Raw genomic sequence first — 15,620 nt, forward strand, 5'->3', positions numbered from 1 at the left:
TACTCGGTTAAAATTTTAAGCCACTAAACGACATCAGACACTAGAAAAGCGTTTTGGAGATAGGTAATACCAATCGTAGTAAATAACTGTTCATCCTAGCTGGTTAAAATACTCGATAACTGCGTTAGAATTTTTGATTGTAGAATAACTAGTTATCGAAAAATCCTGCCTTGTTCTCAAGTCTTTTTCCTGTGCTATTTCTGATCACTCATTTGCTGTGATTGGTATAAGAGAGATTATGTGGCCATCGGTGATGCCTTGGCTAGCGGTAATAAAAAACCCGCACTAGGCGGGTTTGTGTAGACAATATAGCATTAGCTAGTCAGCAGTTTTTGTAGTTTGTCACGCTGAGTTTCGATATGAGCCCGTTCCGGTCCTTGCTCTTGGCAGTGCTCTAAAATGTAATCTAAAGAGTTTAGAACTGTCCGCCAACGAGGGGTTTTGGGTAGTGTCTCTATTCGCAAGTATTTATCTAATGTCCTTGTTTGCAGAGTGCTTCTATCAAGATACACCCGCCACAAGCCACTTTGTTCGGCGAAGGTAAACTTGCTTTGGCTAGTCACTCGTTCCCAGTAATCTAAAGCACAAGTCATGGCCTCTACGAGGACTTCACGCATCAGATCTTGCTTTGATTGGTTATCTCCCGATACTTTGTCAGCAATACGGGTAAACTCCCCACCGAGCTCTTTTAATTGTTGAAGTTTCTCTCTATCACCTTCAAAAGCATAACTCGAGAGTGCTTCGATGGCGGTTTCCAGATTATTAATGCGAGCGGCGTTAATATTTCCCCCAACATTAAAAATATACATAGCTTGCAGCCCAGAGCCTTCTGGTAATCGTAGAATATCGGCTGACATATGCTGACGAGTATCATCGACATAAATATCGATATTGCCGCAATAGTGTTCTTGATCGACAACTAAGTACTTTGGTGCGATCAATTCATCGGCATTAGAGCGTTTTAACTGCTCCTGGCTGCGCCTGAATAACCTAGCGGCGGCCTCATTAGCAAAACGTACTTTATGGTCATCTCGAATGCAGATAATTGCCTCTGGTGCTGACTCTAGTTGTTCAAGAAGGCGTCCTTGTGTTTCTAGTAAGCTGGCTTCGACCATGGCTCGATGTTTAAGTTCTTGCTGTAGTTGTTTGTTTTCGATGCGGCGCTGCTCTGCCTTACTAGCAGATAGATGAGCCACGATACGAGCTGCTAATTCATGTTTATTAAATGGTTTTGATAGGTAATCATTAGCACCAGCATCAAAGCCACGAACACGATCATCAGTCTGATTTAATGCGGTAAGCATAATGATAGGCAGCTCAGCGTGGTCGTACTGTTCTCTGAGTTTCTCACAAACTTGATAACCGCTAAGACCTGGCATCATGATATCGAGTAGCAACAGTTCTGGTTTTTGTTGTTCAACGGCCGCCAATACTTCATTGCCATCTTTTACTGTGCGGACTTGATAGCCCTCTAAGCGTAAGAAACTGTCTAACACTCGTAAATTGACGGGTTCATCATCAGCGACTAGAAGCAGTGGACCAGAATTATTATCAGGGAGAGTGTTCGCTTCTGGCTGCTCTATTTCTGCAATTTCAGGTGCTTGGAAGTGGCGCGGCTCTATATGACTGGCGAATTGGATCTCTTGGTCTGAGGCTATCGGTAGGGTAAAGCTAAAGGTAGTACCTACCATAGGCTGGCTGCTGACATACAGCGTACCGTGCATCAGTTCAATCAGTTGACGGCTAATCGAAAGCCCAAGTCCAGCACCTTGACGGTAGCGACTTGCATCTTGTCCTGCTTGAATAAGAGGTTCAAAAATATGCTCAAGCTGTTCTGCTGGAATTCCTTGCCCAGTATCGACGACTTGCACACGAATCTTGTCATCGACGACATTGGCTGAAATAACAATTTTACCTTCAGTCGTATATTTAATCGCATTACCGATTAAGTTATAGAGTACCTGTTCGAGTCTTTGTGGATCGGCTGAAACCCAAACACATTCATCAGGGACTTGGTTAATAATGCGTATTGGTTTTTTACCCAGTAGGTGGCTTGAAAGCTCTAACACTAAACGGGTTGCGCTAGAGAGATCAACAGCACAGCGGTTGATATCCAAACTGCCATAACGCATTTTATGGTAGTCCAATAGGTCATCAACCAAGTTTGCTAAGCGTTGTCCACTGCTGATGATAATGCCTAATTGGTAACGATGATCAGCCGTAATCGGGCCATTGGCCCCAGAGACTAAGGCTTCGGCAATCCCCACCATACCGTGCAAAGGTGTTCTTAATTCGTGTGAGGTGGTCGCGAGAAATTCATCTTTTAATTTATTGGCTAAGTGTAGTTCTTCATTTTGTTTGCGGATCAGTTGGATATTGCTTTCAAGTTCTTTGTTTTGCGATTTGATCAACTGCATTTTTTCACGAATAGAACGTTGCATGCGTTCAAAGCTAACCGCCAAACGGCCGATCTCATCTTTGCGTTCAGTATTGATGACGTTTTCATCCAGATCACCTGCGGATACTTTTTCGGCTGCCCATGTCAGCTTCAATAGTGGAGACGTAATGAAGTTGGATAAGTAGTGAGAGGCGATGACCACTAAAATAATGGCGGTCAGCATGGCAAAAATAAACAGTTTTTCTAGCTGGTGGACTCGTGCGTAAGCTTCTTTCTCTGGAAGTTCAACGACTAAAGCCCACTGCAGGCCAGTGGTGATAATCGGAGTGTAGGCCGCGATGGTTTTTTCATCCAAGGTATTGGTGTAGGTGCCAACTGAACTGATTCCTGAGAGCGCTAGGTTAATGACCTTTTGGCTTTTATCGATTTCTACTTGCTCATATTCCAAGGTGCGGGATAGATGATCTTGACCAACCAGTAAGGTTCTTATTTGTGAGGTTTGGTTGGTATCTGCCACCAGTTTTGTAATGCCATTATTTGGCAAACGGAACATGGCATAACTGTGCAGATAACCTTGTTGAATGATAGGTGCTCCTAGCCACGCGACTTGCTTACCATCTTGTGGTGAGAAATCTGAAACGATGACCGGAGTATACTCCCCATTACTTTTATGATGCTCGTTGACTTCTTGTGTCAAACGGCGGAAAGTTTTTCCTATATTGGAGTCTTTATATTTTCCGGTGAGTAGGTTCGTTCCGTAGTTATCATGTTTATAGACTGAATAAACCACATCACCAGCAATGTCGACTAATAAAATATCATCAAAATCCGATCGTTTTAGTAATTCTAAATAAGCCCAGTGATATCGTTTATGCAACAAACGATATCTTTCACTGCCCACATAACTACTTGATTGAGGCAAAATAGAAGTTTTTATTTGATCGCCAGAACCTGGGATGTAGCGCTGCTGTGCATGTTCTCGTGCTTGTTTGATGTCAGGTCCAAGTCTTTGAAATGCATTAACTAAACCGTAAAATCGCCCACCGCTGGCATAGGCAAGTTCTGAGCGGACAAAGCCCATCACTTCCGATTCTTTGGCCGCGAAGTAGTCGAATAATTGCTGCTGCTTATTATCACGAACGGAAAGTAAGTGAGAGGTGCTTTGTTCTTGCAGGTCTTGACTGTGTGATTGGAGAAAAAAGATGGCCATCACCGTCAAAGGGGTGATACTTAGAACAAGAAAAGCCAGCATCAATGTATTTTGCAGGCGTTTAAATTTTTGCTTACGAGAGAACCTAAACATAGAAAAAAGCGTTACTTTCTGTGAGGCTTTAACTGTTTCCAGTTAAAGCAAATGAAAAACAAAGAAAACTTAAAGCAACGAAATTAACAAGTTTTTTTACTTTGACAAGTAAGTCCTATTGAAAGTGTTGTCATCAACGCAAAATTAGCCATAACGGTATGCGTCAAGGCCGTGGTTAGGTGGATTCAACAGTTAAGGTGAAATGTTTTAAGACTTCTTCGCATGATAAATGACAAATTTATTGGTCTTATTTATCGTCTCACAATTACCATAGGCGTGGTTGATAATGGGAGCATATTTTAGAAAACTATTGGCGACGATAAATAACTCACCATTTGATGTTTGATGGCTAGGTGCATCCGCGAGTAAAGTTTCTGTGGCGCTATAGCTAGTCTCTAAACCTGAGTGGAATGGTGGGTTGCTGACGATGAACTGGTAGTTGCTGTTTGTGTCAGAGTAGACATCTGAGGCAAATACTTTTCCGCTTAAACCATTAGCGGCTAAAGTTGCTTTGCTTGATTCAATAGCCAGCGCGCTAATATCACACATTTCCAGTTCAATATCGCTATTGAGTGTTGCCATGACTGTACCGAGTACACCAGCACCACAACCGAAATCGAGCACTTTACCTCTGAGGTTCGGTAGTGTGTCGAGCAATAACTGGCTACCGAGATCAAACTCACCATGGCTGAATACACCCGGTAGGCTTTTGACCATTAATGAATGTTGTTGATATTGAACTTGATAGGTTTTGAACCAGTCATTGATGTCAAAGGTGGCTGGTTGTTCGATACATTGCCCCCAATAAAAAGAACAACGACGCGCAGAGTCATACTTTTTTACTATGCCGTAGGGTTGGAACATTTTTTCGATGCTCTTTACACCAGAGCGATTTTCACCAACAACCACGATCTCGGTATTTTTGCCCAATTTAGCAAGTAACATTGCAAGCAGATACTCCGCTTCCAACTTAGCTTTAGGCCAGTAAAGTAAAATCAGATCAGCGTTGGTTTCTGCTACAAATTGAGCGCCAAAATATCGTTGTATTTGGCTATGAGCGTTTAACTGGCGATAGTAACCATAATGGGTAGTGAACACCGAAACTGAACGGCAATGATGAGTTAATTCAACCGGAAATAGGTCTTCAACCTCTCCGGCAACTAGAACATGCTTATCGGCGAAATAAGCGAGTTGACGTTGGGCAATTTGACTCGGTGCGGTGTAAGTTAACATGGGGAACTCTACGCTAAAAAATAGGGGGCGATTTTCGCATAATCGCCCCCTTGCTTGAAGTTATTTCTGCTGTATTTAGCTGTTGTCTTGCTGGTTTAGAAACTCTTTAAATTCTTCTTCATAGATGTTGAACAGCACCATGGTAATGGCAAAAATCAATGGACCATAAATTAAGCCAATCAAACCAAATAGCTGAATACCACCTAGCAATGAAAAGAAAATCAGTAAAGTGTTCATACCTGAGCTGCCTTGCATTAATAGTGGGCGAAGTAGGTTATCGATAGAGCCGACGATTGCAATGCTCCAAACCGCAAGGAAAATGGCCCAAGTAGTATCACCTATCAAAAATAAATAAGCGGTGGCTGGAATCCAAATTAATGCTGTACCAACGACTGGAATGAATGAGGCAAAGCCCATCATGGTTCCCCAAAATAGGCCAGGGAAACCTGCAAGCCACATCCCCAAACCACCAGCGAAACCTTGTGCTATCGCTGTCAAAAATGACCCCATTACTGCTGATTTAGAGACTTGCTCAATTTCAGATAGTAGCTTGTCTTCTTGGGTGCGTGAAAATGGCAGTATGTGCCGAATGGCATTGATGATTTTGTCGTGATCGCGTAATAAAAAGAACAACACGAACAGCATCAAAAAGAAATCCATCAAAAAGTTGGTGGCATCGCCAAGTATTTTTGCACTAATACTGACCAGATTCGAGCCAAATGAAGTGGCAAATTGTCCTACTCTTTGTGCGATCTGCTGTGGCTGTATTTCATCAAAAGGTAAGTATTGGTTAGCGATCGATAACCCTTTAACCACCCAAGGATGAGCAAAAACGGTTTGGATGCCGCCATGAGTCACCCATTGATACATATTTTGAGAAAATAAAGAGCCTTGTTGGACGATCGCCGCGAAAACAAATAGCAATGGAATCACAATAATAAAAGTTAAGATCACGCAGGAAATGAGCGAAACAGTATTTTTATGTTTCGGCATTTTGCGTTCAAGCCATTCGTGAATAGGGAACATCAGTAACGAAATAATAAAGGCCATCACAATGGAGTTAATATAAGGCTCGACTAGTAAATAGCACGCTATTGCAGAAGCCAGTAGTGCAAACACCAACACCCAATGACTAGAGGTTATTTTTATTTTTTCAGGCACGTTTTATTCTCACAAAATAAGGTATTGGTTTTATAATGGCTGCAAATCAGCGCGTTATCAATGAGGAACTGTGGATATGGGGTGTTGCAACAATGAAAAAGAGTGCAGTGGAAAGTCACATCAGCGGCGCAAAGTGCCTTGGTTTGCCCTCACTTTGCTCGTACTTGGTGTGCTAGTTGTACTAAATTGGCAATAAAAAAGGCTGCGTGTGCAGCCTTTATGGTACGTGTTCCTAACTATAGGGACATAAAAGATAGTGTTTAAGCTTCAGATGCAATAATCGCTAAGCTGCGATCAGCCGCTTCTAGTGTTGCTTCAATCTCTTTAGTGCCATGAGCTAATGAAGTAAAGCTTGCTTCAAAAGCAGAAGGCGCTAGGTATACACCATGCTCAAGCATTAAATGGAAGAAGCGTTTAAAGCGTTCAACATCGCACTTTGTTACATCTTCATAGCATGTCACTCGTTCTTGCTCGGTAAAGAAGAAGCCGAACATGCCACCCACTTGGTTAACTACCATTGGAATACCGTGTTTATCTGCTAATTCTTTAAAGCCATCAGCTAAGTGTTTGGTTTTTGAATTTAGACGTTTTTCATTGCCTTCTTCTTTCAGTAGCGATAAACAGGCATAACCAGCTGCCATTGCTACAGGGTTTCCTGATAGCGTCCCCGCTTGGTAAACAGGCCCGGTCGGTGCGATATATTGCATCACTTCTTTACGTCCACCAAATGCGCCAACAGGCATGCCACCGCCAATCACTTTACCTAACGTCGTTAAATCAGGTTTTATGTTGTAGTGTGCTTGAGCGCCACCTAAAGCAACACGGAAACCAGTCATGACTTCATCAAAAATCAGTAGTGCGCCTTCTTGATCACAGATTTCACGCAGCCCTTCATGAAAGCCTTCAACTGGTGGAATACAGTTCATGTTGCCAGCAACAGGTTCAACGATAATACAGGCAATTTCACCTTTATTTGCGGCAAATAGCTCACGGACTGAATCTAAATCATTAAACGTTGCGGTTAAGGTATGCTTAGCAAAGTCAGCCGGAACACCTGGAGAGCTTGGTTGACCCAAAGTTAGTGCGCCAGAACCAGCTTTTACCAGCAAGCTATCAGCGTGGCCATGGTAACAGCCTTCGAATTTCATGATTTTATCGCGGCCAGTATATCCACGAGCTAAACGAATCGCGCTCATAGTAGCTTCAGTACCTGAACTAACCATGCGCAGTTGTTCCATCGATGGCACCAGTTCAGAGACCAGTTCTGCCATATCAATTTCCATTTCAGTGGGTGCACCGAAGCTTAGACCGCGCTGTGCTGCGCTGATCACTGCTTCACGGATAACCACGTGGTTATGGCCTAAAATCATTGGTCCCCAAGAACCAACGTAATCGATATAGGCTTTGCCATCGGCATCAAAAATTAAAGGGCCATCTGCGCGGTCGATAAAAATCGGCGAGCCGCCAACACCATTAAAAGCACGGACTGGAGAATTAACACCGCCAGGAATAGATCGTTGTGCTTTTTGGTAAAGCTCTGCTGATTTGGTCATGGATTTATCCTCTTTTGCTCGTTCGGACCAGTTGCGGGGCATTGTATACCCAAATGGACCAAAGACACTTTTTTTCACTGATTTTCTGAGCGCTTTCACAGCCAGCGGTGTTAAAGATGGTGTACAACCGGTGATACAACCACTAGTTTGCTGTTCACTCTCTGTAAAATCAGAGTTTAAGTTAAGTGATGGTGAATACTTGAACGAATAGGTCAGGTATTGGATAATCGACTCATTATTAAAAAAGAGTCACCTTTGCAGGTATGAATTGATCATAATATACCCAAACAACTTGCAGTTGCAGCTAGGCTGCTGGTGAGCTAATCCCCATGAGCATAGATAAACGATGTGATGGGGTGAGCGAACGTAGCCAATTCCGCTGTAGTTTCAAGTTGGAAAGGTATAAACCTGACAGGTATTTACACGAGTGAGAGAGGTCATCGTGAGTGAAGTAAACGTACCATTGTCGTTTTCTGATACAGCTGCAAAACGCGTTCAAATGTTAATTGCTGAAGAAGAAAACCCTGCATTAAAGCTGCGTGTATACATTACAGGTGGTGGTTGTAGCGGTTTCCAGTATGGTTTTACCTTTGATGAAAATGTTAACGAAGGTGATACCACTATTGTTAATAGCGGTGTAACCCTAGTTGTTGACCCTATGAGCTTACAATATCTCATTGGCGGTGTTGTTGATTATACCGAAGGGTTGGAAGGTTCACGTTTTTTTGTGAATAACCCTAATGCCACAACAACATGCGGTTGTGGTGCATCATTTAGTGTATAAATGATGCATATTTAGCTAGACAAATGAACTAGTTAACAAGCCCTACGTATGAGGATGTTTCGTAGGGCTTTGCCGTTCAGGCAATAACATAATAAGGGATTATCTATGCCAGATACTCAGGCGAGCAACCGACAGTTCGGTGGCTTTTTTACGCAAAGACCATGGCTTATTTCTACTTTTTTCATCCTGCTTCTTGCTCTTTGGCTAGGACTTGGTTCGTTGAAAGCCGAAGAACCTCGCCAGAAATCCGTCACAACAATTCCCTTAGCTAAAGTTGTTTATCAATCATTTCAAGCACAACAAACCGATAAACGTATTGATTTATACGGTCGAACGGCACCGGATCGCGTAGCAACGATTGGCGCTGAAATTGCGGGGAAAATTACTCAATTAACGGCTACTAAAGGTCAATCAATCACCAAAGGGCAGCCAATCGTTACCATTGATAAAGGTGATTTAGCCGCACAACTAGACAGCGCTCAAGCGCTTTTACAAGTGAAGCAAAAAGAGTTTAAAGCCGCGCAGTCATTGAAAAACCGAGGTTTGCAAGGTGAGGTGGCGTTTGCTACCGCGCAGGCAGCTTTAGCCGATGCCAAGGCGATGGAAAGCCGTGCAAAATTAGCGTTGCGTAATACCTCGGTGGTTGCTCCTTTTGACGGTATTGTTGAAAACCTTTTGGTAGAAAAGGGTGACTTTGTTGGTATCGGTGATCCGATAGCGACGTTTATTGATTTAAGTAAATTAGTCATCGAAGCGGATGTGAGCGAGAGACATATCCAGAAAATAAAACAAGATCAGCTCGCCACAATTCGTTTTATTGATGGTTCAACGGTAGAAGGTCGGGTGAGGTATATTTCACGGGTTTCTTCACCGACCACCAATACTTTTGCTATTGAAGTTGAATTGGCTAACCCAAATCAGGCCATTCCAGCCGGCGTTAGCGCAGAGGTAGAGCTCAGTCTAGAAACACAACTTGCCGTAAAAGTCACACCTGCGATGCTTGCTTTGGATGCTGATGGCAACCTTGGCGTTAAAACCTTAGTTGAAGATCGCGTCCGTTTTATGCCTATCAATCTCGTCAAAGCAGAGCAAGACGGTGTATGGCTAACTGGGCTTGGTGAGAAGGTTGATATTATCACCGTTGGGCAAGGTTTTGTGCGAGATGGTGATCAAGTGATTGCAGTCAAGCAAGCAAACGCTGAAGCACAGTAGGGGGCGCGATGTTTTCCATTATTGATGCGGCGTTATCACGTTCGCGAACCATGCTGTCATTACTGCTGCTGATCTTAATTGCGGGCATAGCAACCTATTTTACCATTCCGAAAGAGTCTAGCCCTGACATAACTATTCCCATCATCTACGTTTCTGTCAGCCATCAAGGTATTTCACCGAGTGATGCCGAGCGTCTTATCGTACGCCCTTTAGAGCAGGAAATGCGCTCGATTGAGGGAGTAAAAGAGATGACTTCGAATGCTTCTGAAGGACATGCTTCGGTGGTGTTGGAGTTTAATGTTGGCGTTAATCTAGATAAAGCAATGGCAGATGTTCGAGATGCGGTTAACTTAGCAGAGCCAAAACTACCAGCAGACAGTGATGAGCCGACTGTCAATGAAGTGACGCTAGCTTCTGAGCAGCCGGTATTGTCGGTGGTGTTGTACGGTACTGTTCCTGAAAGAACAATTGTGCAAATTGCGCGTCAACTTCGAGATAAATTAGAGAGTTATCGTCAAGTGCTGGAAGTTGATATTGCAGGGGATCGTGACGATATTGTTGAGATCATCGTCGATCCGTTGTTAATGGAGAGCTACGGTTTAGACCAAGGTGATATCTATAACTTAATTGCGCTCAATAACCGAGTAGTTGCTGCCGGATTTGTAGATACTGGTTATGGTCGCTTTTCGGTGAAGGTCCCTTCAGTATTTGACTCACTGAAAGATGTATTAGAGCTTCCAGTTAAGGTTGATGGTAAGCAAGTGATCACTTTTGGTGATATTGCTACGGTCCGGCGGGCATTTCGTGACCCAGAAAGTTTTGCGCGTTTAGATGGTAAGTCTGCGGTGGTTTTGGATGTTAAAAAGCGGGCGGGCGAAAATATTATTGATACTGTGGAGCTAGTCAAAGCGGTAATGAACGAAGCGCAAAAGCGAGAGGAATGGCCAAGCAACTTACTAGTCAAATACACATGGGATGAATCCAAAGATGTGGAGATCATGCTCAATGATCTACAAAACAATATTCTTTCTGCCATTATTTTGGTGGTAATTGTTATCATCGCGATTTTGGGCATGAGAACCGCACTGTTGGTCGGCATTTCGATCCCTGGCTCATTTCTAACTGGGTTGTTGGTGCTGTCACTGTTTGGCTTAACCGTTAACATTATCGTACTGTTTTCATTGATTATGGCCGTCGGCATGTTGGTTGATGGGGCGATAGTAGTTACGGAATTTGCTGATCGCCGCATGCAAGAAGGCACGCCTCGTAAACAAGCATATCGAGATGCCGCAAAACGCATGGCATGGCCAATCACCGCTTCAACGGCCACGACACTTGCTGCTTTTGCTCCCTTGCTTTTTTGGCCAGATGTTACCGGTGAGTTCATGAAGTACTTACCTTTAACTTTGATAGCAACACTAGCTGCCTCTTTGGTTATGGCGCTGTTGTTTGTGCCAGTACTCGGCAGTTTAATCGGCCGGCCACAGTATGTATCCGCGCAAAGTCAGGCCCGAATGCTGGCATTGCATGATGGTGACTTCACACAAGCAACGGGTATCACTAAGCTTTACTACCACACTCTTGCCATTGCGATTAAGCACCCACTGAAAATTTTGCTCAGTGCTATTTTACTGGCGATCGCGATTGGTTTTACCTATGCCAAGGCTGGGCTAGGGGCAGAGTTTTTCCCGGAAGTTGATCCGCCCTATTTTAATGTCAAAGTACGATCTTATGGCGATCTTTCTATTCAAGAGAAAGATGTGATCATGCAGGAAATCGAGCAAGTGATGCTCGGCCATGAGGAGTTTGAAAGCGTTTATACTCGCACTGGTGGTGAAGATGAAATCGGTCAAATTCAAATAACCCCTGTTGATTGGCAATACCGACGTAGCGTAAAAGCTATCATTGAAGATCTCAAATCTGTGACCAATCAATTTGCTGGTGTAGAAATTGAGTATAAATTTCCCGATGCAGGACCACCGGTTGAGAATGATCTGGTGATCGAAATGTCGGCTCGCACACCGGAAAACCTTGAAGTTGCGGCTAAAATAGTCAGGCAATGGGCGGATAATAACCCTGCCTTAACTAATATTAGTGACACTTCGAGCAAAGCGGGGATTGACTGGCGTATTGATATTCGTCGCGATGATGCCTCGCGTTTTTCCGCAGACGCCACCTTGGTTGGCAATACCGTTCAGTTTGTCACTAATGGCTTAAAAATTGGTGATTACTTGCCTGATGATGCGAATGAAGAAGTCGACATCTTGGTTCGTTATCCTGAAGAGAAGCGAGATATAGGTCGCTTTGATCAACTACGAGTCAACACGCCAGTTGGCCTTGTGCCGATAACCAACTTTGCTCAGATCAAGCCTGACCATAAACAAGATACCATCAAGCGTATTGATGGACGGCGTGTTATCGACATTATGGCGGATCTCAACGAAGGCTATAACCTTGCGTTAGAGTTACCGAAAGTGACTCAAGCTTTGTCTGAGCTAAACTTACCTAGCGGTGTTGAATTTAAGTTGCGTGGTCAAAATGAAGAGCAGGAGCATTCATCTGCATTCCTGCAAAATGCATTTTTGATTGCCTTAGCGGTCATGGCGCTGATTCTAGTCACGCAATTTAACAGTTTCTATCAAGCGTTCCTTATTCTGAGTGCGGTGCTGTTTTCAACGGTCGGCGTTTTTGCTGGGCTACTTATCTTCCAAAAACCGTTTGGCATCATTATGTCAGGAATTGGTGTAATTGCGTTGGCTGGTATTGTGGTGAATAACAATATTGTACTGATTGATACTTACAACCAACTGTTAGGCCGAGGTTTATCAAAGCAAGAAGCGATCTTACGTACCGGTGTTCAGCGCTTAAGGCCAGTAATGCTTACCACCGTGACGACAATTCTTGGCTTATTGCCCATGGTTCTTGAAATGAACATTGACCTGATTAACCAAAAAATTGAGTTTGGTGCACCAAGTACGCAGTGGTGGTCACAGCTTGCAACGGCAGTTGCTGGTGGGTTGACCTTTGCAACGGTGTTAACCTTAGTATTGACGCCTTGTTTACTCATGCTTGGGCGGCAACGGGTTCAGACTGACAGTGAAAATAGCTAACGTGACAAAGATAAAGCCCACAGCATTGGGCTTTATCTTTGTCATCAAATCAGCAACTTATTATTTGCTCGCGTACAGTAGTTGACTATAGCGTTCTAATTTACCCATACGAATTTGTGCGTTGGCAATGAAGGTCGTTTTCGCTTTGCCCGTTAGTGATTTTGACTGCGGTAAAGAGACCGTTCTTGGGTTTTTATGCACGCCATTAACCAGAAATTCATAGTGCAAGTGCGGGCCGGTAACTCGCCCTGTGCCCCCCAAAGTACCAATGGTTTGTCCTTGCTTAACACGCTGACCTGTTTTGACCATGCGACGTTTTAGGTGCAAATATTTTGTGATGTAGGTATTGCTATGGCGGATAAATACGTAATTACCATTAAATTGGTTATAGCTCGATTTCTCGACAACGCCATCACCAGCGGCCCAAATTGGCGTGCCGACAGGAGCGGCGTAATCGGTACCTCGGTGGGCGGTTACTTTTCCTGTCACTGGGTGGCGGCGCGTTGGGTTGAAGTTTGAAGATACACGACGAAAATCGATAGGCGAGCGTAAGAAGGCTTTTTTCATCGCACGGCCATTTTCGTCGTAATAATTGCCCGTGCTGTCATCAAGAATGGCCGTAAACTGCGTACCTTGGTTGGTAAAGGTGGCGGCAATAATATTGCCTCTGCCAATGATTTCACCTTCAACCACTTTTTCTTGATAGAGCAATTTGAATTGGTCACCTTCACGAATATCGAGCGCAAAGTCGATGTCCCAGCCAAATATCCCGGCCAATTCCATAATTTGGTTCGCTGTCAGGCCCGCGGATATCGCAGCATTCCAGAAATTAGAGGTAATGCTCGCTTCAGCATAATTGTATTGGTACATCACCTCTTTTTTATCAAATTCAGAGGTGAAACTGTCCCCAGACTTGGTAATGCGGAAGCTTTCAAATGCATTAATTTTTCGTTTAAGTTGAATCAACTCATTATTTTCATCAAATCCGAACTGCAGTTCATCACCAGGGTTCAAGCGTGATAATTGGTGGTTAATATCATCGTTAGTCGATGTAAGTTGATAAAGTAAACGCGAAGAAAGTCCAATCCGCTGAAACAGTACGGCGGTGCTTTCGCCAGGGCGAACCTGATACGTTTCCCAACGCAGTACCGCAGATGGGGCGATAGACACGCCGGGAGAGAGTGCTTCAGCGTTTATCGTCAGTGGATAATGCCGACCAATTTCCAAGCGTTCTTGATCTCTCGATAGGTCTTTTGGATCGGGCAGAAAAAACAGAGCAAATACAATGATGGCACTGAGAAAAGCGATAAGGGCTCTGTGTATCCAAGGAAGACGAGCAAAAATAGACAACATATTCAGGTTCGTTTAGTAAATTATAAAAAAATTGGTCAGTTCGTTAGTCTAACTGGTTTCAAAAAGCATCGCTATTCAAGTAAGATGTTCAACTATTAAATTTTGCCAAATCTGTAGGAGTGAACAAGAATGGCGAGTATTGAAGCGGCTTTAGCTGAGATTAAACGCGGCGTTGAAGAGCTAATCCCAGAAGAAGAATTAATCGCGAAGCTAAAAGAAGGTCGCCCACTACGCATTAAGTTAGGCGCAGATCCAACGGCACCAGACATTCACCTTGGTCACACGGTGATTTTAAACAAACTTCGTACTTTCCAAGACCTTGGTCATGAAGTCACGTTTTTGATCGGTGATTTCACCGGTATGGTTGGTGATCCAAGTGGTAAAAATACCACTCGTCCACCGTTGACGCGTGAAGACGTATTGCGTAACGCTGAAACCTATAAAACGCAGGTGTTTAAAATCTTAGACCCAGCTAAAACTAAGATTCAGTTTAACTCGGAATGGTTATCGCAATTAGGCGCAGAAGGTATGATTCGCCTAGCATCAAACCAAACCGTGGCTCGTATGTTAGAGCGTGATGACTTTAAAAAGCGTTATGCGAACGGCCAACCTATTGCTATTCATGAATTTATGTATCCACTCCTACAGGGTTATGATTCAGTAGCAATGGAAACGGACGTTGAGTTAGGTGGTACTGACCAAAAATTCAACCTACTGATGGGGCGTGAATTACAAAAGGCCAATGGTCAGAAGCCACAAATTGTGTTGATGATGCCATTGCTTGTCGGCTTAGACGGTGAGAAAAAAATGTCTAAGTCTGCGCACAACTACATTGGTGTTAGTGAATCACCAAGTGAAATGTTCGGTAAGATCATGTCGATCTCCGACACCTTGATGTGGAGCTACTATGAACTGCTTTCATTCCGTCCATTAGCGGAAGTTGAACAGTTTAAAGTGGATGTCGAAAGTGGTACTAACCCTCGCGATATTAAGATTTTACTTGCTAAAGAAATTATTGCTCGCTTCCATTCAGAAGCCGATGCCGATGCGGCTGAGCAAGAATTCATTAACCGTTTCCAAAAAGGCGCAATGCCTGACGAAATGCCAGAGTTTGAATTTGATGCCGGTATTGCAATTACCAATTTGTTAAAAGATGCAGGCCTGGTTGGCTCAACGTCTGATGCAATGCGAATGATTAAGCAAGGCGGCGCAAAGCAAGACGGTGAGAAAATCGAAGATACTAAGTATCTACCAACCGCTGGCACGTACGTTTATCAAGTTGGTAAGCGTAAGTTTGCTCGAGTCACGATAAAATAAGCCTATTGTGAACGTTAAAGCGCCTGCGGGCGCTTTTTTATTGGTTGCTTATTTATTCTATTTTTATGATTACTTATCAATATGTTGGAATGAATTAAAAACTTTAAAATCAGGCTGTATTTTGGTTTTACTTTTGGTAGACTCTCGCCACTGCTAATTGGGCAGTACCTTCGGAGATTTATATGAACAATACCGA

General features: G+C 43.6%; 9 protein-coding genes. 4 read left to right on the top strand and 5 right to left on the bottom strand.

What is annotated here, in order from left to right:
• Nucleotides 1-314: 314 nt before the first annotated feature.
• From EYW48_RS03340 to hemL, 4 genes are all read right to left on the bottom strand, one after another.
• On the bottom strand, nt 315-3,701 hold the full coding sequence (locus tag EYW48_RS03340; RefSeq protein ID WP_277431858.1) for a response regulator: 3,387 nt from the start codon (nt 3,699-3,701) through the stop codon (nt 315-317).
• Between the two features lie 207 nt (nt 3,702-3,908).
• Entirely contained in the window at nt 3,909-4,934 is a 1,026-nt protein-coding gene (gene rsmC / locus EYW48_RS03345; RefSeq protein WP_171979562.1) for a 16S rRNA (guanine(1207)-N(2))-methyltransferase RsmC, read from the bottom strand.
• 75 nt (nt 4,935-5,009) lie between these two features.
• Nucleotides 5,010-6,095 carry an AI-2E family transporter gene (locus EYW48_RS03350; RefSeq protein WP_274671918.1) on the bottom strand — a complete coding sequence of 362 codons (1,086 nt, stop codon included), beginning with the start codon at nt 6,093-6,095 and terminating at the stop codon, nt 5,010-5,012.
• Between the two features lie 260 nt (nt 6,096-6,355).
• The gene (gene hemL / locus EYW48_RS03355) at nt 6,356-7,648 is read right to left on the bottom strand and encodes a glutamate-1-semialdehyde 2,1-aminomutase (protein ID WP_053311283.1); all 1,293 of its coding nucleotides are present in this window, start codon (nt 7,646-7,648) and stop codon (nt 6,356-6,358) included.
• Nucleotides 7,649-8,090: 442 nt separating this feature from the next.
• On the opposite strand from hemL, the gene erpA reads away from it, so the two are divergent.
• From erpA to EYW48_RS03370, 3 genes are all read left to right on the top strand, one after another.
• A complete protein-coding gene (erpA, locus tag EYW48_RS03360) occupies nt 8,091-8,432 on the top strand; it encodes an iron-sulfur cluster insertion protein ErpA (protein WP_053311281.1) in 342 nt (113 codons plus the stop codon).
• A 105-nt stretch (nt 8,433-8,537) separates the two neighbouring features.
• Nucleotides 8,538-9,644 carry an efflux RND transporter periplasmic adaptor subunit gene (locus tag EYW48_RS03365; protein WP_261918090.1) on the top strand — a complete coding sequence of 369 codons (1,107 nt, stop codon included), beginning with the start codon at nt 8,538-8,540 and terminating at the stop codon, nt 9,642-9,644.
• An 8-nt stretch (nt 9,645-9,652) separates the two neighbouring features.
• Complete coding sequence (locus EYW48_RS03370) at nt 9,653-12,754, top strand: efflux RND transporter permease subunit (RefSeq protein WP_277431859.1); 3,102 nt, start codon at nt 9,653-9,655, stop codon at nt 12,752-12,754.
• A gap of 60 nt (nt 12,755-12,814) precedes the next feature.
• Here the strand turns inward: EYW48_RS03370 and EYW48_RS03375 are convergent, their stop codons facing one another.
• The gene (locus EYW48_RS03375) at nt 12,815-14,107 is read right to left on the bottom strand and encodes a peptidoglycan DD-metalloendopeptidase family protein (RefSeq protein ID WP_171979558.1); all 1,293 of its coding nucleotides are present in this window, start codon (nt 14,105-14,107) and stop codon (nt 12,815-12,817) included.
• A 129-nt stretch (nt 14,108-14,236) separates the two neighbouring features.
• Here EYW48_RS03375 and tyrS point away from each other — a divergent pair, with 129 nt between their 5' ends.
• A complete protein-coding gene (gene tyrS, locus EYW48_RS03380) occupies nt 14,237-15,424 on the top strand; it encodes a tyrosine--tRNA ligase (RefSeq protein ID WP_171979557.1) in 1,188 nt (395 codons plus the stop codon).
• Nucleotides 15,425-15,620 lie beyond the last annotated feature (196 nt).

The organism is Vibrio sp. 1180_3, from assembly GCF_029478545.1.
Classification (GTDB): Bacteria; Pseudomonadota; Gammaproteobacteria; order Enterobacterales; family Vibrionaceae; genus Vibrio; species Vibrio aestuarianus.